Here is an 18,574-nt window from a genome sequence, read left to right as displayed (position 1 = left end):
CGGGGCTCAGTCCGGCAGCCCCCAGGGCTTGGCGTCACCGACGGCCGGTACGTCGCGCGGGCCCGGGTCCGGGTGGGTGCCGCGCGGGGCGACGACGGCCGTCTCGTCCCGGCGGAGCGGGATCTCGATGCGTCCCGGCCCCGTCTCCCGGTACCGCAGCCGCCTGCCGCGCCCGTCCCGTACGTCGACGGCGCCGCGGATGCCGTGGTCCAGCACCAGGGGCGCGCCCGCCTCGCTGTGCACGCGCACCCACCGGGTGCGTCCGCCCGACCGGTCCGCGTCGACGAGGAACGCGCCCTGGGCGCGCAGGGACTGGACCGAGAAGTCGGGCCAGCGCCGCGATACGGAGGGGAAGACCCGCACCACGCCGCCGTGGCTCTGCACGGCCATGTCGAGCACCGACTGGGTCGCCGTCAGGGGGCTCTCGATGCCGAGGTTCCCGCCCTCGACGTACATGGTGTTGGGGGTCATCCAGGCGTTGTTGATCTCGTTGCCGTCGGTGAAGTAGGTGAGGAAGTCGAGGGCCTCCTCGGGGCGGTCCATCCGCGACGTCATCGACGAGGCGGCGGCGTAGCTGTAACCGGCCCACAGGGCCCGGTCCGCCACCCAGTGGTCGAAGGTGGTCCGCATGATGTCCCGGTCGCCCGGCCGGTCCCAGTCCAGCTCGTGCAGCGGATACAGCCACAGCATGTGGGAGAAGTGGCGGTGGGATTCGGTGAGCGGTTTCCCGGCGCCGATCATGACGCCGGTCGCGTCGCGCGGGTAGTCCACCAGGCGCCCCACGATCTCGCGCCAGCGCGCGGCGCGCGGATGGTCCGTACGGAGAATCCGCAGGCAGTCCAGGAGCGTGGCGCAGCCCCAGCGGAGCAGGGAGAGGTCGTAGGTGCAGTCCTCGGCGTCCGCCCACTCGGGGGACCGGGTGAGCGGAAGGTGCAGCTTTCCGTCGCCGCCCTCGTGCAGGAAGTGGTCGTAGAAGTTCACGGCCTTGACGAGGATCGGGTAGAGGACGTCGCGCACGATGCGGGTGTCCATGGTGTGGCGGTAGCTGAGCCAGACGTTGTGCATGGCCCAGATGAGGTTGCCGTTGTTGTCGGTCTTGGTGGCGGTGCCGGGGATGCCGACGGTCTTGGCGCCGGGGCGCAGCATCCAGTCGGAGGGGTGGGCGAGGGCGTAGGTCTGCCCGTCCTGGTACTCCGGCGGGACCGAGTGCGGCAGATACTTCTCGAAGTCCTTGAAGGTGGAGGTGACGGAGTCGAGTTCGAGGTGGTTGGAGCCCTGGATGAGCCAGGTGGCGATCTGCACGTTGAGGTTCCACCAGACGGCGGTCCAGCTGCCGCCGGTCTCCGGGTACCACGGCCCCCACTCGGACATCGAGGGCCCGCCCGCCCGGGTGGCGCAGGCGGCCTTGTAGAGCTGAATCCAGTAGAAGTCCTGGAGGCGCTTGTCGGGTACGGACAGCAGGCTGCGCCGGTAGAAGCGGTGCCACCAGGCGCGGTGTTCGCTCACCAGGTCGTCGGGGTCGGCGGACAGGGTGCGGGCCACTTCGGCGACGGCCAGCTCCGTGGTGCGCGACAGGTCCCCGGGGTAGCGGTAGACGATGTGCGCGGCCAGCAGCCGGCCGGTGCCGACGCGCCGTTCGCGCCAGGCGGTGGTCCAGCCGCCGCCCGCGATGAGCGGCTGCTCCACGTAGCCGGTGCCGCCCGCGGAGCCGGTGCGGGGGTCGGGGTTGCCCGTGTAGTCGGCGGGCTTGTCCTTGGTGCGCGGCGAGGCGGCGGGCAGCCAGCTGAACGACCAGGCCGCCGCCGTCTCGCCCGCGCTGGGGCGGGTGGAGATCAGCAGCGCGGTACGGGTGTTGTGCACCAGCATCGAGAAGCGGACGCTGCCCCGGGTGGTGGTGACGGTGCCGCGCAGCTCGGCGTCCCAGAGGTCGAGGGTCCAGTCGACGCCGGTCACCTCCCCGGCCAGGGTGAGGTCGAAGTGGCCGATGGGCAGCCGTGAGAAGCCGTACGGGGCGCGCCACTGCGGCCGCTGGTCCTGCACCTGGCCGTGGCTGACCATGACTTTCACGGAGTTGGGCGTCGCGCCCCGGTAGACCTGCGCGCCGAGCAGCCCGTTGGCGAGGAAGGGGCCGTCCTTCCAGTCGCCGGGCATCCGGCGCCACCTCAGGGCCGCGGCCCTGACCACGCGTTCGGTCAGGTCTTCCGCCCCGCCGGACCGCTGGGGCGCGGCCCAGGCGGTGCCGGACTGGGCCGTCCAGCCCGCGGTGCCGACGGTGCCGATGGCGGCGGCCGAGCCGATCACACCTCTTCGAGAGATCCCGTTCCCTGTCGTCGGGGTCACGTATGTGCCTCCCATACCTGGTGGTGAACTACCCGGCATGGTGCAGGCCGTGGGGGACCGAGGGGAAGACCTCCGACGTATCGGAAATCAGCGGGTTCCATATCCGCAGGTGTACGGGGCGAAGGCGACGGCCGGGGTATCAGTCAACCGATGTCTCGACGTTCGGCGGCGGCGTCCGTCTCGGCGTCAGGCGGCGGCGTTCAGCGCTTCACGCGCTGAACGAGAAGAGGAGCCAGACGACTCCCGCGAAGCCGATACCTCCGAGGGTGGTTCCGGCGACGGCGGTCCACAGGCGGCCCGCACCTCGGCGGGCGTGGTGGATGCCCATGGCCCCGAGGGCGATGGCGAGGCCCCCGGTGATGATCGTCCACGGAAACGTGAAGAACATGAGCGTGGGCGTCCATACGCCCACGGCGGAAAAGACGCCCAGAACAAGCGCGGTGGGCCCCAGCGCGACGGCGGGTGTGTCGCTTCGGTCGGCCGCGGTCGTCTCACGCATGAGCTGTTCCCCCTTCAAAGGCCCCCCGAGCGGGCTCATGTGACGTACCCGATCGTAGCGGCGTCTCACCGACGGAAGAGGCTCCGCCGGCAACGCCCGCGCACTTTGCCGAAACCGCTTCTCCCTCCGTAGGAATTGGAGGATGCGCATACAGAACGAGCCCAAGCCGGTGTCCCGTCGATGGCTCCTGGGTGCCTCCGGAGCGGCCCTGCTCACCGCGGGCTGCTCGGACACCGAGGGGAAGGCGGACACCGGTGGCAAGGCGGACGGTGGCGGGAGTACGTCGGGGAAGGACGCCGTCGTCCCGGGCGGCGTGCTGGGGGCCAACTTCAACGAGGACCCCTCCACCATGGACTTCTCCATGCTGGAGGGCCTCTCCGCGGGCTGGCTCCGCGGATTCGTGCCGATGCCGGAGATCGACGAGACCCCCGCCGAACAACAGGCCGCCGTCAAGGCGCTCCTGAGCGCGCACGACAGGGGGTACGGCACGGTTCTGTCGCTGAAGTTCCCGTACAACCACCGCCCGATGCCCGCGGCCGACAGCTCGGCCATGGACGCCGAACTGGCGCGGGTGGACAAGGTGCTGGACGCCGCGATGGGCAAGGTCGACATCCTCGCCATGGCCAATGAGCCCTTCATCGAGAGCCTGAAGAAGGACCACGACGGGACGCTGAACGCCTTCTACGAGAAGGTCGCGCGGCACGTCATCGCCTACCGCAAGAAGCGCTTCGGAGAGCGCTGCCGGACACGCCTGTACATGGGCTCCCTCAACCACCTCGACAGGCCCGACTGGCGTACGCAGGCGACCGAGCGCTGGATGACGTTCACCCGGGAGACCTCGGAGATCGAGGGCGTGGACATCCACCCGCACGTGGCCGCCATCGAGGACTCGCAAAAGTACCTGGACTACATCCTTCCCAAGCTCCGCCGCGATCAGAAGTTCCTGGTCACCGAGTTCTCCCTGGTTCTGCTGTGGGAGCAGCACCTGCGCGACGCCATCCCCGCCGAGTTCGCCCGACGCTACAAGCTGCCCGCGGGCACCAAGGTGTGGCAGGTGATCAAGCAGGCGACCGAGCACCCCTTCCCGCAGCACAAGTGGCACGACTTCCTGTCCATGAGCCCGTGGTTCGAGACCCACAAGCATTACCTGCGCAACCAGATCCAGAAGTTCCGTGACACGGGACAGCTCGCCGTGGCCACCTACGGTGTGGCGCAGGCGCCGGCGATGGTGAAGGACTTCGGGCCCGACAAGCAGCCGTGGCTGCTGAACAGCCTGTACTCCAACCTGGTCGTCCGGCCCGAGGACGGCAAGCCCGCGCCGAGCTACGGCTTCTTCGACGACTTCCGTGCCCTGCAGCGTGCCCAGGACCACCGTCCGGTGCGCACGGCCGAGACCCGGACATGAGCCTGCGCCCGCATCGCGGACACGCACGGAACGGGTGAACGCGGGGGCAGCGCCCGCTGCCCCCGATGGCGACCTTGTGCACGTGGCGGGCGTTCCGGGTGGTCGTGCAGGATGGCTGGCCGTGGGCCGGTGCCGTGGTCCACGGGCAACACGTACCACCGGCGCGAGGAGCGGCAGCACGTGATCCATGAGATCGACGAGGCGCTGCGCGGGCTCCTCCAGTCCCCGCTGTCGGGCTCGGGCGCCGAGCTGGTCCTCGACGCGCCGACCCGGGAGTGGGCAGCGCGCCGCACCGGGCCCGCGGTCAACGCCTATCTGTACGACATCCGGGAAGAGCTGTCCCGCCGCGAGCGGGGCCCCATGGCGCTGCGGGACGACCGCGGTGTCGTGGTCAAGCACCGGCAGCCGTACCGGTGGTTCCGGCTCTCCTATCTGGTCACGGCGTGGACGGCGAACCCGCAGGACGAGCACCGGCTGCTGTCGGCCGTACTGGCGTGCCTGCTGCGCAACGAGTTCCTGCCGCCGGAGGCGCTGGGCGGTGTGCTGGCGGGGCTGGGCGTCCCGGTGCCGGTGACCGCGGCCGTGCCGCCCGCGGAGTCCCGTTCCGTCGCGGACGTCTGGTCGGCGCTGGGAGGGGAGCTGAAGCCGTCCCTGGATGTGGTCGTCACGACCCCGTTCCCGGTGTCGCCGGAGTTCGAGGCCGCGCCGCCGGTCACGCAGGCAGGGGTCCGGGTCCGCAGCACGACCGGCTCCCCGGACGACTCGGCGCTGCGCACCGGCCCCCGCAAGGAACTGCCATGACGACTCCGCAAGAAGGCGCGCCACTCCCGGCGACCCGGGACGGGGAGGGCCCGGGTACCGATCCGGCCGGTCCGCTGTTGTCGCGGCTCGCGCTGCTGCGCGAGCGGATCGCCGCGCTCGTGGCGCGGCGCGGCGCGGACGACCCGACGGCGGGTGACCCGATGCGGGGCCTTTACGTCCCGCCGGAGGCGGCCCACCATCTGCTCCACGCGCCACCGGTCCGGGAGCAGGTGCCGGACGACGACGCCTACGCGCCGGTGCTGCGAGGGCGGACCGCGGACGGGGAGCCCGCCGGGCGCGACAGGGTGGCCGAGGTGGCGGCGCGGTTCGGACTGCTGCCCCTGGACGTGCACATCCTGCTCGTGGCCGCCGCCCCCGAGGTGGACCGGTCGCTGGAGCCCCTGTACGGCTACCTCAACGACGATGTGGGCCGTCGGCGCGCCAGCGTCTCCCTCGCCCTCGAACTCGCGGGGCTACCCGCTCATTCGGCCGCGGCCCGGGCGCGTTTCCACCCTTCCGCTCCCCTCGTGCGGCACCAACTCCTGGACGTCGCCGACGAGGACCGGCCGCTGCCCGGACGGGCTCTGCGGGTGTCCGAGCGGGTGGTCGCCCATCTGCTCGGGGACGACGCCCTGACCGGGGAACTGCTCGGCGCGGTGGAGTCGTCCGACGCTCCCGGCGCGGGGCAGGGGCAGCATTCCGGCGAGGGTTTCTTCCCCCGGCTCGCCGGACTGGCCACGCGGGTCCGGGAGCAGGGCTCCGCGGCGCTCCCGGCGGTGGTCCACGTACGCGAGGCACGGCCCGCGGCGGTGTCCGGCCCGGTGACCGGGGCGCTGAACCGCGCCGGGCTGCCCGTACTGCACCTCGATCCGTCCTCCCGGTCCGCCGATGACGTGGCGTGGCTGGCCGGTCCGCTCCTGCGGGAGGCGCGGCTGCGGGGTGCGGGCGTGGTGGTCGGCCCCGTCCCACGGGAAGCGAGCGCGCTGGTGCGGACGCTGTGCGCCGCGGCGCCCGGCGCTCCGGTCCCGGAAGCCGGCGCCGGAGGCGAAGCGCGCGGCGCCGCCCGGGCCGATGGGCCCGCGGCGGTTTCGGTGCCCGTCGTCCTCTTCGGCCCGCATCCGTTCGACCCCGGCTGGACCTCCGTGCCCGTGCCGTCCTTCGACGCTCCGGACACCGGGGCGGCCCCCGATGCCTGGGCGGACGCGGTCCCGGCGGAGGAGAGGGCCGGATTCGATCTCGCGTCCGCCGTCTCCTCCTACCGCCTCGACGCGGAACGGGCGGGCAGGGCGGTGACGGCCGCCAGGGGGCTCGCCGCGCTGGACGGCGGGCAGCTGACCGCCGAACACGTGCGGCGTGCGGCACGCCAGCAGTCCGCGCCCGCCCTCGAACGCCACGCCCGGCGCGTGGAGCCCGGCGTGGACTGGACGGACCTGGTGCTGCCCGCCGAGCCGCTGGAGCGGCTGCACGAGCTGGTGTCCCGGGCACGCCACCGGGACCGGGTCCTGCGGGAGTGGCGGCTGCGCCCGGGCGGCGGGCGCGGACGCGGCGTGGTGGCGCTGTTCACGGGTGATTCCGGCACGGGGAAGACGCTCTCGGCGGAGGTGGTGGCCGCCGAGCTGGGACTCGACCTCTACGTCGTGGACCTGTCCGCCCTCGTGGACAAGTACGTGGGAGAGACCGAGAAGAACCTCGAACGTGTCTTCGCGGAGGCCGACCGGACCGATGCCGTCCTGCTGTTCGACGAGGCGGACGCGGTGTTCGGCAAGCGCGGTGAGGTGAAGGACGCGCACGACCGGTACGCGAACCTGGAGAGCGCGTATCTGCTCCAGCGTCTGGAGTCCTTCGACGGCATCGCCGTGCTCACCAGCAACTTCCGGGGGAACATCGACGAGGCGTTCACCCGGCGCCTCGACCTCGTCGTCGACTTCCCGTTCCCCGACGCCGAACACCGCCTCGCCCTGTGGCAGGGCTTCCTGAAGGACGCCCCGTGTGCGCCGGACCTGGAACTGCGGCGCTGTGCCGGTGAGTTCGAGCTCGCGGGCGGCGGTATCCGGGGCGCGGCGGTCACCGCGGGCTATCTCGCGGCCGCCCGCGGCACCCCGCTCAGCACGGACGACCTGTTGGAGGGCGCGCGGCGCGAGTACCGGAAGGCGGGACGCCTGGTCGTGAGCGGCGGCCCCCTCTACTGACGCCGGGGCCGAGGGGGCTGCTCGGCGGTGTTGCTCCGTCCGGTCGACTCCGCACGGCCCGGACCGGGTCTGTACGGAGGCGGCCGGGTACGGGCCGGGCCGCCCGGTCCGGCGGGCTCTTCCTGGAGCGCGGCGGACCCTTCCGTGAGCGCGGGCCGAGCGACGCCAGGAGGGTCCGCCGCGACGCCGAGACGCGTCTGTTCCTGTTTCAGCCAGCGGCGGGCCAGTGCGATTTCCTCGGCGTGGACATCGAGGAACCGGCCCGCCTCCAGCAGTCGCCGTACGTAACCGCGTAACGTCATGCGCAAGCCCTCGGTGCCCGGCTCGGCCAGCCGTTCACGGGCGTAGAGGCGCAGCAGGTCGTGGAACCGGTACCGGCCGGAGGCGGCCGCGGGCTCCACGAGCCCCGAGTCCGCGAGTTCTTCCAGCGCCGTCGCCGCGCTGCGCCAGTCGCACCCGGCGGCCGCCGCGATCACGCAGACGCCGAAGTCCGGTGCCTGGACGAGGCCGAGCCGGTCGAAGACCGTGCGCGTGCCTGAGCTGAGCTTGCGGCGGGAACTCTCGAAGGCGTCGGAGATCTGCAGGTCGCCGGAGCGCAGCCGGGTCAGCCGCCGGCGCTCGTCCCGCAGCTCCTCGGCGAGGGGAGCCAGGCCCCACGAGGGCCGGGCCGCGAGCCGGTTGGACACGATGCGCAGCGCGAGGGGCAGATGTCCGCACAGCTCGGTGAGCTCCCGGGCCGCACCGGGTTCGGCCCGGAGCCGGGCGCTGCCCGCTCCCTGGCGCAGCAGGTCAAGAGACTCTTCCGGGGCCATCGAGCCGGATTGCAGACGTACGACGCCGTGCAGACCGCTGAGCGGGCGGCGGGAGGTGACCAGGGCGAAACTGCGGGAACCCACCGGCAGCAGGGGACGCACCTGGGCTTCGTCCGCCGCGTCGTCGAGGAGAACGAGGAGGGACCGTTCGCGGGTCACCGACCGGTACAGCGCTTCCCGTTCGGCCCCGTCGGCGGGAACGCGCTCGGCGGGCAGGCCCAGCGCGCGCAGGAGGGAGCCGAGCAGATGCGCCGGGCTCGGGGGCGCGTCCCGTGTGCCCCTGAGGTCGAGCGCCAGCTGTCCGTCGGGGAAGAAGGGGGCGGCCTCCTCGGCGGCTTGTACGGACAGCGTGCTCTTGCCGGTTCCCGGCTGCCCCGAGATCACGCAGGCCGCGGTCTCGCTGAGCCCGCCCCCGGACGCGCGCTCGACGAGGTCGCGCACGGTGCGCAATTCGGCGGTGCGGCCGGTGAAGCCGGCGAACCGGCCCGGGAGGGTGCAGGGGGCCGCGGGTCCGGGTGCGTCCGGCACCTTCCGCCGCCCCGTCAGGGAGCGGTACTCCCAGTCGTCGAGGCCCAGCGCGCCGGCCAGCGACCGCAGGGTTCTTCGCTGGGGACTGCGACTTCTGCCGCTTTCGATGTCGCGGAGCCCGCGGACACTGACGCCCGCTTCTTTCGCGAGGTCCCGCTGGGTGAGGCCGACGGCCTCGCGCCACTCACGGACCAGATCGCCGAGGGGCACGCGGGCCGCCTCCGCGCCTCCGCCCTTCATCCCCCCGCACTCTCCTGCACGTTCGTGCCCAACCATGTCCCTCTCAACCCCGTCGTGACTACGTGCTGACACCCCATCGGTTTTGGCCACCGAACAGGTGAGTTCTCGTCACTCTAACGCGAAAAGATGACAACTCTCCGAACACACCACACCGACCGGCAGTCACCTCCGGTCTTCTGCCGCTGACTGCCGGTCGCACTGCCTGCTGGTTGTCATCACCATGTGGTTGCCTGGCACCGTCCCGGCAGAGCACGGGACCCGACCTGAGTGGAGACAGGACAACAAGGGGGGAGAGTGAACGGAACGATGCCGACACACGTCATGTCGCCGCCCATCGACGTGGCGGTCCACGCCGCGGACCCGGTGTCCCGGGCCGGAGCGGTGGAACTCATCCGCCACCAGCCGGATGTCGAGGTGAAGTCGCGAGGCGACGCATCGGTGGGGGTGCTGTTGGTGGAGTCCCTCGACGAGGAGATACTCGCCACACTGCGGCGTCTGGTGCGGAACGGGACACGGGTGGTCCTCGTCGCCCGCGGCCTGCGGGAGGCGGAACTGCTCACCGTTGTGGAGTGCGGGGTGTCCGCCATCCTGTGGCGGCACGAGGCGACCGGGGAACGCCTGTCCCGCGTGGTGCGCTCGGCCCACCGCGGGGACGGCGATCTTCCCCCCGATCTCCTCGGACGGCTGCTGGAGCGGCTGGGAGAACTCCAGCGCAGCGCCTCACAGGGAACGGCCGCCCCGGCGACCGGTCTGACTCCGCGCGAGGTCGATGTGCTGCGGCTGGTGGCCGAGGGCCTGGAAACCCGGGAGATCGCGACCAAAATGGCGTACTCGGAACGCACGGTGAAGAGCGTGCTGCACGACCTGATGACACGGCAGCTGCTGCGCAACCGCGCGCACGCCGTGGCGTACGCGCTGCGCGAGGGCTACATCTGAGGGTCAGGGCCGCACCTGAGGGTCCGGGGCGGGCTCGCCACGGCTGTCGGGGGCGAGGGCCTCAGGGGAGGTCCCACTTCTGGTTGTCGTCCCCGGTGCAGGACCACAGCTGCAGCTTCGTCTCGTTGTCGTCCTTGCCCTCCGCGGGGTCGACGCACTTGCCGGACTGCGGATTCACCAGGGTGCGATCCTTGGTGTGACGGAACTGCTGAGCCGGCTCCCCGTTGCAGCGGGCGAGCTGGACGACCGTGCCGTTCTTCCGGCCGCCGCCTGCCGCGTCCATGCACAGGTCCAGCGCCCGGATCGTGCCGTCCTTCGCCATCGTCCACTTCTGGTTGTCGGATTTGGGCAAGCAGTCGAAGATCTGCAACTGCGCGAGCTCGGGCTTCGGGGCGTCGCCCGGGACGTCGATGCACCGCTTCGACGTCACGCCCACGACCGTGCCGATCCTGGGCTGCTCCTCCTGGCCGTTGCCGCCCGCGGGCGCGGGCGCGGCCGGGGCCGGGGCGGGCGGCGGGGCGGCGGGCGGCGGCGGGGTGGTCTTGGGCGACTTCGGAAGCTCCTGCTTCTGCTCGCCGCCGTCCCCCTCATGCACGGGCTTGTGCGTCGCGGCGGCCACTTCCGTGGCCTTGGTGCTCGGGGTCTTGTCGGTCGAGAGCCACAGGCCGACGAACGCCACGGCGAGGACCAGGGCGAAGACCGCGAACCCGAACAGCCAGCGCGGGAAGACCGGCCGCTGGACGAACGTGCCCGCGACGTCGATCGGAGTGGCGGCCGACCGCTGCACCGCGACGGTCAGGGCGTGGCTCTCCTTCTGCCCCGTCCACAGGATGTTCGACGGCCGCAGCCCCACCTTCACGAACGCCGCACGGCCCGGCTCGATCTGCACCGCGCCCGGCCGCACGTCGAACTCCAGGGCGCTGCCCTGGTCCCGGCCCGTCAGGGAAGCGGTCAGCTTGGTGTTGCCGTAGTTGTCCACCGCCAGCTTGGGGCGCCCACGGAACCGGCCGCGGGTGGTGGGCGGCAGCAGTTCCGCCTTGGCCTCCACGAACGGGGCGATGGTGAGGTTGCCCTCCACCACCGTCGTCAGCTCGGGGTTCTCGGTCGGCACGATCTGCACGCCGTACGGGTTCGCCCCTGCCCGGGCCTCGGGCGAACGGGGTGGGGAGAACGTCAGCTCCACACTCCCCGTCGCCCCGGGGTACAGCCGCAACGTGGCAGGTTCCACCGAGCACCACAGGCTCGGGTCTCCCACGGGTACGACGCGGTACTCCTCGACGACATCCGCCGTATTGCGCAGCCGCAGCGTGACCGTGGTGCTGCCACCCGCCTCTACCGGGGCGGATTCGGGTTCCAGGGAAGTCCAGATGCTCACCTCCCGCACGCTAGGAGGCGGAACCGGCGCCGTCACCGCACGCGGGGGAAGCATCGCGGGAAGCCCGCGGGGACCGCAGGGGCAGCCCCGCGGCCCGTGGCAGGGTTGGCACTCCCCGCGCGTACGGCTCGCGTACGGCGGTCCTGTTGGGGCGCGGTGCGGGGTGCGGTGATGCCGCCGTACCGGTGGGCCGTGACCGCCGTCGTCCGGGCAACGGCTCCTTCCCCCGGGGACGCCTACCGCCGCCCCGGACCCTGCACGGCCGCCCCTCGCCCCGCGTCCTCCGAACGCCGATGCTGGGCTGCGCAGTCTTGTACACCGCCTTGTCCTTCGAGGAGCAACATGCCCACGTACCTGTCCCCCGGCGTCTACGTCGAGGAGGTCGCCGGCGGCTCACGTCCCATCGAGGGGGTGGGCACATCGGTCGCCGCCTTCGTCGGACTGGCACCGACGGGCCCGCTCAACGAGCCCACGCTGGTGACCAACTGGTCGCAGTACGTGGCGGCGTTCGGCGAGTTCACGGACGGGTATTACCTCGCCCACTCCGTCTACGGCTTCTTCAACAACGGCGGCTCCGCGGCCTATGTGGTGCGGGTCGGCGGCTCCGCGGACGACCGGGGCGCCCCGGAGGGACGCGGTGCCGCGTCGTCCCAGAACACGCCCGCGCAGATCACGGCGGGCGAGCCGGCCACACTCGGCTCGTTCAAGGTGGCGGCCGTGGCCGCCGGTTCGGCGAGCGAGGACGGCTCGCTGACCGTCGAGGTGGCGCACCCCGAGGGGGACGGGCCCGCCGACCGCTTCACGCTCACCGTCAAGGACGGTGACCGCACGGCCGAGACGTACGAGGTGAGCGCGAAGAAGACCGCGCGCAACTACGTCGTCACCCAGGTCAAGGAGCGTTCCAAGCTCATCTTCGTGGAGGAGGCCGCGCAGGGCGGGCAGCTCGCCCGGCCGGACGCACAGAGCGCCCTCGTGGCCGCTCCCGCCAAGGCGAAGACCCCCGCGCCGTCGCGCGGCGGCACGCCCGCTCCGCAGGGTGGCGCCGGCGCCTCCCAGTACATCGGTGACTCCGCCGACCGCACCGGCTTCGGCGGCCTGGAGGCCCTGGACGAGGTCAGCATGGTCGCCGCCCCGGACCTGATGGCGGCCTACCAGAGCGGAGCCCTGGACCTGGAGACCGTCAAGGCCGTCCAGCTCGCGATGATCTCGCACTGCGAGCAGATGGGCGACCGGATGGCCGTCATCGACCCGCCCCCCGGGCTGAACGCCCGCCAGGTGCGCGAGTGGCGGCAGGACACCGCGGGCTACGACTCCCGGTACGCCGCCCTCTACTACCCCTGGATCAAGATCTTCGACCCCTCCACGGGCCAGGGCCGCACCGTCCCGCCGAGCGGCCACATCTCGGGGGTGTGGGCGCGCAACGACTCCGAACGCGGCGTGCACAAGGCCCCGGCGAACGAGATCCTGCGCGGCGCCGTCGACCTCGAACTGCAGATCACCCGCGGCGAGCAGGACCTGCTCAACCCCGTCGGTGTGAACTGCGTCCGCGCCTTCGCGGGGCGCGGCATCCGCATCTGGGGCGCGCGCACGCTGTCCTCGGACCCGGCCTGGCGGTACCTGAACGTGCGCCGGTACTTCAACTACCTGGAGGAGTCGATCCTCGTCGGCACCCAGTGGGTGGTGTTCGAGCCCAACGACCAGGCGCTGTGGGCCCGGATTCGGCGCAACATCTCCGCGTTCCTGGTGAACGAGTGGCGCGAGGGCGCCCTGTTCGGCGCGAGCCCGGAAGAGGCGTTCTACGTCAAGTGTGACGCGGAGACCAACACGCAGGAGTCCGTCGACGTGGGCCGGGTGGTCTGCGAGATCGGCATCGCACCGGTCAAGCCCGCCGAGTTCGTGGTCTTCCGGCTGGCCCAGTTCTCCGGTGGCGGCGGCGAGCTCGACGAGTAGTGGCCGACGGCCGACGAGCCACCGCGCAAACCGCCCCACCCATAAGGAAGCAGAGGAAGCCCCAGCATGTCCCTCCAGCCCGGTGACGCCCTCACCTCACACAACTTCGGCCTGCAGATCGACGGCGTGATGGTCGAGTACCTGCAGGAGGTGAGCGGCCTGTCCATCGAGCAGGACGTCATCGAATACCAGCAGGTCTCCGCCACCGGCAAGCCCGTCACGAAGAAGCTGCCCGGCACGAAGAAGGCCGGCGAGTGCACGGTCACCCGCGGTATGACGTCCTCCGGCGCGTTCACCCAGTGGATCAACAACTCCATCTCCGGGAACATGGGCAGCGCCCGGAAGAACGCCTCCATCATCATGATGGATTACCAGAACGCCCCGGTGAAGCGGTACAACCTGCGCAACGCCTGGTGCAGCAAGGTCGAGGCGGGCGGCGTCAAGGCCGGGGATGCCTCCGCGCTCACCGAGCAGGTCACGATCGTCTTCGAAGAACTGGTCATCGAGTGATGCGTCGCTCGGCACCCAAGGGGGCGGCTGCGGCCGCCCCCGCCGCCCCGGATCTTCCGGCCGACTCCGGCTTTCCGGCCGACCCGGGACTTCCGGCGGGCCCTGCCGAGGCCCCCGCCCGGCAGGAAGCCCTGCGGACGGAGTTCGACTTCGAGCTGCCGCGCGGCTACGTGGACGAGAGCGGCACCGTCCACCGCTCCGGGACGATGCGCCTGGCCACCGCGCGGGACGAACTGGTCCCGCTGCGCGATGTGCGGGTGCAGGAGAACCCCGCCTATCTGTCCGTGGTGCTGCTCGGCCGGGTCATCACCCGGCTGGGCACGCTGCCCATGGTGCACGACGGCACCGTGGAGAACATGTTCGCTTCCGACCTGGCGTTCCTCCAGGACTTCTACCGGCAGATCAACGCCGAGGGCCACACCCGCGCGGCCGTGGCCTGCCCGCACTGCGAGGAGTCCTTCGAGGTCGAGCTGGCCGGGAGCCGCCTGGGGGAATCGTGACGTACGCGGCCGAGCGCATCCACGAGGAGGTCGCGTACCTCGCCTACCACTTCCACTGGAGCATGGGGGAACTCCTCGACCTCGAACACCGGGACCGCGGCAGGTACGTGGAGCAGGCCGCGGCCCTGGTCGCCCGCGCCTCCGAGGGGAGCCGGTGACCTGACCATGGGCATCAGGGACGTATGGAGGAGCCTGCGGCACGGGACGCCACCGCAGCGGGGCGGCGACGTGGAACCGGCGGCGGCCGGTGCGGCCGACGCGGAGGGGACGGCCGGAGGCTCCGGCGCCCGCGCCGCGGGTGAGTGGGCCACCGCCGGGCCGGTGCAGCGTGTACTCGGCGCGCCGCGGACCGTTTCCGCCCGGGATTTCGCGTCCCGGCTCAGCACGCACCAGAACCCGTCGTTCCGCAGCGAGCCCGCCCATGTGGTCGCCCGTACGGCACCGTCGGGCATCGTCCACGGCCTCGTCACCGCACGGCCGGGCACATCCGAGGTGCCGCCACCGCCCCTGCCGGTCGCGCAGCCGCCCGCCCAGGGCCCCGCGGACTCCGAGGGCGGTGGCGACCCGTCCACCCCGACCGCAGGGCACCCACAGGTGCAGCGCCGGGTAGCCCCGTCGCGCCCCGGAACCGGGCACGGCCACGCGGCCGGTTCGCCACGGCCGGGCGCGGTCGCCTCCGACAGCCCGGCCTCGGCCGCCGTTCCCCCGGCACCTCGCGCTGTCAGGGGCGCCGCTGCGGACGACGGCGGTTCGCCACTGCGCGACGGAGCGGCTACGGCCCGGCCGCCGGGTGCCGCCTCGGGCCGGGCGGACACCTCGCAGCCCTCCTCCGGAACCCCGAGGCCTCCCCGCCGCACGACACGACAGACAGCCACCACGGGCGACACCACCGCGCAACGCGCACCCGCACCCGCACCCGCACCCGGCAACGGAACACCCGACACGGCCCCGACCGCCGCCCCACCGGCACAGCGCACGGCGGATGACGGCGGTCCACAGCGGCGTGACGGCGCGGCGACAACGCATCAGCCGGAAGCCGCCTCGAGGACCGCCCGTCCTGCGACGCGGCAGGCAGCCGCCACGGGTCATGCCGCCGTGCGGCGAGCGGCCGGTGAAGCCGGTGCGCCCACGTCCGGTGGCGGAACGGGCAGCCGGGACGTCACCGACGGACGGGAATCGAGCGTGTCGGGCTCGCCGACCGGTGACCCGGTGGCACCGTCGGCGACGAACCGCGCGCCCCGCCCCGCGCCGGACATCCGACGTCTCCCCGTCGCCCCGCGCCCGAGCGCTCCGGCCTCCCGCGCCTCCGGACCCGCGCTGACCACCGCGCCACGTCCGGTGATCTCACGTCGGCTCGGCACTGCCCAGCGGGCCATGACACGGCCGAACACCCCACGGCAGGAGCCCGCCGCGGCCGCCAGCACCGGCCCCACCACCGAAGCGAGCCCCACCCCTGGGGACACGGCACCCTCACGTCGGCCCGGCACCGCCCGGCGGCCGGAAGCCGCGGAGCCCTCCGCGCCCGGCGACACCGGCCCCACCACCGGAACGGTCCCCGCCCACGAGGGTGCGGCGACGGCCGCGAACCCCGGTCCGGGAGACCGGGTTCCGCGGTCGGCCGGACCGGTGCGACGGGCGGCGACGGCGCAGTCCGGTCCCGCCACGTCCGCCACCCGGGGCGGCGGTCAGGCGCCTTCGGCAGGCGCGGACACGCCGCCGCCCGGTACGGGCGAGGGTGCCCGGAGTGCGCCGTCCTCACCGAACACCTCTGCTCGCACAGCGGTTCCGGACGGGCAGCCGTCCGCACGGTCGGCCCCGCCGACGCACGCCCCGGTCCAGCGGTCCACGCTCCCCGGCCCGGTCCCACAGGTGCCCGGTCCCGTGACGCCGCCCCGTACGGAAGCGCCCCCCGCGAACGGTCCGGCCGACGCCGCGGGGGCAGCGGGCACGCCCGCTGCCGCGCCGCGCGTCCAGCGCAGGCGTGCGGGGCTCGGCGCCCCGCGCCCCAGTGCCCCGGCGGCTGCGGAGGCCGCGCCCTCGCACCGCACGGGCGCCCCGTCGGACGATCCGCACACCGCGCCGATCGCGCCCGAGGCGCCGCGTCGGCGCCCGCTGCTGGGTGCTCCCGTCACCACGGGCCCCGTGTCCGAGGGATGGGCGCGGACACCGGACCAGGACGCCGGGCCGGTGACCGCACAGCGCACCGTCTCCCCGGCCCCGCCCCCGACGCCGACCGCGACCGCGAACCCGACTCCGGCCCCGCCCCCGGCCCCGGCTCCGCCCCCGACTCCGACCGCGACCCCGTCTCCGGCTCCGACGCCGCAGCCGCAGCCGCAGCCGCAGCCGCTGCCGGGCATCGGGCAGGCCCCTCCCGTCGCGTCCTCCGACGCGCCGCGTGGGCGGCGCCCGGCCGCCACTCCCCCGGTCCAGCTCAGCCGTTCCGCCGGACCGGTTCGGCCCCCGGCGTCCCAAGTGCCCGGCACCATTCCGGTTTCAGCGCCCGCCGCTCCGCCGAGCAGGCGGGCTCCGTCCGCGCCACTCGCCACGGCACGTGCGCTGACCGGGCCGGCCTCCGCGACGCCCGCCGGGCCCGGGCCCGGTCCGTCGTCGCATGCGCCGGGCGGGGGGTCGGCCCCTGCCGTGAGGCCTCGCCCAGTGCGGCGAGCGAACGGTTCGGCCCAGCAGGCCGGTCCCCGTACTGCCGTACCCGTCGTACGGCCCGGTGCGGTGGCGTCCGGCCCGCGTTCGTCCCCCGGACCTCGTACGGCGGCCGCTCCGGCGGCCGTGCAACGGCGTACGGCCGCCACCGGCCCCGCCGCGCCCGCGCCGTGGCCGGGGACGGTGACCGGCGCGCCCGTACCCGCGCCCGCCGCGGTGCGGAGGCAGGCCGCATCGCCCCCGGCACCCGCGCCACGTCCCGCTGCCGCGTCCACCGGGCCCGCCACACCCCCGCCCGCCACCGTGCAGAGGCAGGCCCCGTCGCCCCCGACACCCGCGCCACGCGCCACCCCACCCGCACCCGCACCCGCACCCGCACCCGCCACACGGCAGCAATCCGCCACGGAGCTGGACGAGTTGGCGCGACGGCTGCTCGGGCCGCTGTCCCGGCTTCTGCGGGCCGAGCTGCGGGCCGACCGCGAACGGGTGGGGCGACTGCGCGACCCCCGCCGCTAGCCCCGGTCGGCCCGCTCCCGACAGGAGGAGCCCGGCCGTCCGCGCGGCACCGCCACCCGACCCGGCACCCGCCGGCCACCACCCGCCACCTCCCGGAGAAATCAGCCACCGATGACCACCACCAAGGACCCCGGCTCCACCATCTACTTCAAGCTGACCATCGACGGCCAGAACCTCGGGCTGTTCAACGGCTGCGAGGGCCTGTCGTCCGAGGTGCAGGTGGAGCAGCGGGAGGAAGGCGGCAACAACGGGTTCGTCTGGCAGCTCCCGTCCCGGGTGACGTTCTCCTCCATCCGTCTGACCCGCCCGCTCACGCCCGACACCGCGAAGGTGGCCGCGTGGATCTCGTCCGTGGCCACCGGGATACGGCGGCCCACCGCGCAGATCGCCGCGTTGCGCGCGGACGGTTCGCTGGTGGCGCAGTGGGGTCTGGTGGATGTGCTGCCGATCCGCTGGCAGGGGCCGACCCTGGACCCGTCCAGCCCGGCCGTGGCCACCGAGACGCTGGAGATCACGCATCACGGCTTCACCGACGCCGGAGGGGCCTGATGCCCGCGATCGGCTCCCGTGGCGGCAGCGCCAGCCTGGTCCGCGCCTCGCTCGCGATCCACCAGCCGCCGACCAGTCTCGAGGGTGGGCTCGGCGGGCGGATCGGGCAGGTGGAGTTCCAGTTCAATCCGAGCCAGCTCCAGTTGACGCGGTCGGCATCGTGGAGCGCTCAGCCGTCCGTGGGCTACGCCCGGGGCGCGCCGCCGGAGTTCGTGGGCGCGCAACCCGCGTCGCTGGAGCTGGAGGTGTTCCTCGACGCCTCGGCGAAGCCGGGGGCTTCGAAGGTGCAGAAGAAGGTGGATCTGCTCCTGTCGTGCTGCGAGGTGTATCCGCCGTCGCTGTCGACCAATCGCCCTTCACCGCCGTGGGTCAGGTTCTCCTGGGGTTCGTTCAACACCGTGCAGTTCGTGGCGCACGTGGACAGCGTCAGCGCCACCTACACCCTCTTCAGCCCCACCGGGGAACCGACTCGGGCGACCTGCAACCTGACGCTGACGGAAGTGCCGCTGGCGACGAAGGGGCAGAACCCGACGTCGGGCGCGCTGTCCGCGCGGCGGGTGCACCGCGTGGTGGCCGGGGACACGCTCCAGTCGCTGGCCTGGCGGGAGTACGGGGACGCGACGGGGTGGCGGGTGATCGCGGAGGCGAACGGGATCGACGACCCGATGCGCCTGGCGACCGGCACCGAACTGCTGCTGCCCGCGATCAACGACACCGGCGGGTGACCCCGGTGCCGTTCCGCCGCCGACGAGCCCGTACCGCCCGA

General features: G+C 73.1%; 17 protein-coding genes. 11 read left to right on the top strand and 6 right to left on the bottom strand.

All coding sequences use genetic code 11. From position 1 onward, the window contains the following. Nucleotides 1-6 precede the first annotated feature (6 nt). On the bottom strand, nucleotides 7-2,340 hold the full coding sequence (locus ABZ370_RS19175) for a glycoside hydrolase family 95-like protein (protein WP_358622034.1): 2,334 nt from the start codon (nucleotides 2,338-2,340) through the stop codon (nucleotides 7-9). A gap of 208 nt (nucleotides 2,341-2,548) precedes the next feature. After that, complete coding sequence (locus ABZ370_RS19170; protein ID WP_358622032.1) at nucleotides 2,549-2,839, bottom strand: hypothetical protein; 291 nt, start codon at nucleotides 2,837-2,839, stop codon at nucleotides 2,549-2,551. Between the two features lie 142 nt (nucleotides 2,840-2,981). Between ABZ370_RS19170 and ABZ370_RS19165 the strand changes: the two genes are divergently transcribed. The 3 genes from ABZ370_RS19165 (at nucleotide 2,982) to ABZ370_RS19155 (ending at nucleotide 7,234) form a co-directional block, all read left to right on the top strand. Then, nucleotides 2,982-4,244: a hypothetical protein gene (locus ABZ370_RS19165; protein ID WP_358622030.1), complete on the top strand. Its 1,263-nt coding sequence runs from the start codon at nucleotides 2,982-2,984 to the stop codon at nucleotides 4,242-4,244. A 180-nt stretch (nucleotides 4,245-4,424) separates the two neighbouring features. Continuing rightward, on the top strand, nucleotides 4,425-5,045 hold the full coding sequence (locus ABZ370_RS19160) for a DUF4255 domain-containing protein (protein ID WP_358622283.1): 621 nt from the start codon (nucleotides 4,425-4,427) through the stop codon (nucleotides 5,043-5,045). Then, nucleotides 5,042-7,234 (top strand): AAA family ATPase, encoded by a 2,193-nt coding sequence (locus tag ABZ370_RS19155; protein WP_358622027.1) that lies wholly within the window; start codon nucleotides 5,042-5,044, stop codon nucleotides 7,232-7,234. Before ABZ370_RS19160 ends, ABZ370_RS19155 begins: the two co-directional genes overlap by 4 nt. Here the strand turns inward: ABZ370_RS19155 and ABZ370_RS19150 are convergent. Next, nucleotides 7,228-8,814, bottom strand: a complete 1,587-nt coding sequence (locus ABZ370_RS19150; RefSeq protein WP_358622024.1) for a helix-turn-helix domain-containing protein — start codon at nucleotides 8,812-8,814, stop codon at nucleotides 7,228-7,230. The genes ABZ370_RS19155 and ABZ370_RS19150 overlap by 7 nt on opposite strands. 306 nt (nucleotides 8,815-9,120) lie before the next feature. On the opposite strand from ABZ370_RS19150, the gene ABZ370_RS19145 reads away from it, so the two are divergent. Continuing rightward, nucleotides 9,121-9,750, top strand: coding sequence for a response regulator transcription factor (locus ABZ370_RS19145; RefSeq protein WP_358622022.1), 630 nt, complete (start codon nucleotides 9,121-9,123; stop codon nucleotides 9,748-9,750). 61 nt (nucleotides 9,751-9,811) lie between these two features. Here the strand turns inward: ABZ370_RS19145 and ABZ370_RS19140 are convergent, their stop codons facing one another. Then, on the bottom strand, nucleotides 9,812-11,125 hold the full coding sequence (locus ABZ370_RS19140; protein WP_358622019.1) for an RICIN domain-containing protein: 1,314 nt from the start codon (nucleotides 11,123-11,125) through the stop codon (nucleotides 9,812-9,814). Nucleotides 11,126-11,467: 342 nt separating this feature from the next. On the opposite strand from ABZ370_RS19140, the gene ABZ370_RS19135 reads away from it, so the two are divergent. The 4 genes from ABZ370_RS19135 to ABZ370_RS19120 all read left to right on the top strand — a co-directional run bounded on the left by ABZ370_RS19135 (nucleotide 11,468) and on the right by ABZ370_RS19120 (nucleotide 14,243). Then, nucleotides 11,468-13,075 (top strand): phage tail sheath family protein, encoded by a 1,608-nt coding sequence (locus tag ABZ370_RS19135; protein ID WP_358622016.1) that lies wholly within the window; start codon nucleotides 11,468-11,470, stop codon nucleotides 13,073-13,075. Between the two features lie 66 nt (nucleotides 13,076-13,141). Then, nucleotides 13,142-13,585 (top strand): phage tail protein, encoded by a 444-nt coding sequence (locus ABZ370_RS19130; protein WP_358622014.1) that lies wholly within the window; start codon nucleotides 13,142-13,144, stop codon nucleotides 13,583-13,585. Continuing rightward, entirely contained in the window at nucleotides 13,585-14,085 is a 501-nt protein-coding gene (locus tag ABZ370_RS19125) for a hypothetical protein (protein ID WP_358622012.1), read from the top strand. Before ABZ370_RS19130 ends, ABZ370_RS19125 begins: the two co-directional genes overlap by 1 nt. Beyond that, nucleotides 14,082-14,243, top strand: coding sequence for a DUF6760 family protein (locus ABZ370_RS19120; RefSeq protein WP_358622010.1), 162 nt, complete (start codon nucleotides 14,082-14,084; stop codon nucleotides 14,241-14,243). Before ABZ370_RS19125 ends, ABZ370_RS19120 begins: the two co-directional genes overlap by 4 nt. 927 nt (nucleotides 14,244-15,170) lie before the next feature. On the opposite strand, the gene ABZ370_RS19115 is transcribed toward ABZ370_RS19120, so the two are convergent. Together ABZ370_RS19115 and ABZ370_RS19110 are read right to left on the bottom strand one after the other, a co-directional pair. Further along, on the bottom strand, nucleotides 15,171-15,548 hold the full coding sequence (locus ABZ370_RS19115) for a hypothetical protein (RefSeq protein WP_358622008.1): 378 nt from the start codon (nucleotides 15,546-15,548) through the stop codon (nucleotides 15,171-15,173). A 222-nt stretch (nucleotides 15,549-15,770) separates the two neighbouring features. Next, nucleotides 15,771-16,442, bottom strand: a complete 672-nt coding sequence (locus ABZ370_RS19110; RefSeq protein ID WP_358622005.1) for a hypothetical protein — start codon at nucleotides 16,440-16,442, stop codon at nucleotides 15,771-15,773. 298 nt (nucleotides 16,443-16,740) lie between these two features. Between ABZ370_RS19110 and ABZ370_RS19105 the strand changes: the two genes are divergently transcribed. From ABZ370_RS19105 to ABZ370_RS19095, 3 genes are all read left to right on the top strand, one after another. After that, nucleotides 16,741-17,259 (top strand): extensin, encoded by a 519-nt coding sequence (locus ABZ370_RS19105; protein WP_358622002.1) that lies wholly within the window; start codon nucleotides 16,741-16,743, stop codon nucleotides 17,257-17,259. Nucleotides 17,260-17,370: 111 nt separating this feature from the next. Further along, nucleotides 17,371-17,808 (top strand): phage tail protein, encoded by a 438-nt coding sequence (locus ABZ370_RS19100; protein ID WP_358621999.1) that lies wholly within the window; start codon nucleotides 17,371-17,373, stop codon nucleotides 17,806-17,808. Then, nucleotides 17,808-18,533, top strand: coding sequence for a LysM peptidoglycan-binding domain-containing protein (locus tag ABZ370_RS19095; protein ID WP_358621996.1), 726 nt, complete (start codon nucleotides 17,808-17,810; stop codon nucleotides 18,531-18,533). The genes ABZ370_RS19100 and ABZ370_RS19095 overlap by 1 nt, the downstream gene beginning before the upstream one ends. The last annotated feature ends 41 nt before the right edge of the window (nucleotides 18,534-18,574 follow it).

Source organism: Streptomyces sp. NPDC005962 (genome assembly GCF_040629205.1).
Lineage (GTDB): Bacteria > Actinomycetota > Actinomycetes > Streptomycetales > Streptomycetaceae > Streptomyces.
Note: the sequence above shows the minus strand (reverse complement) of the source record. Positions and strands in the feature narration are given on the sequence as shown.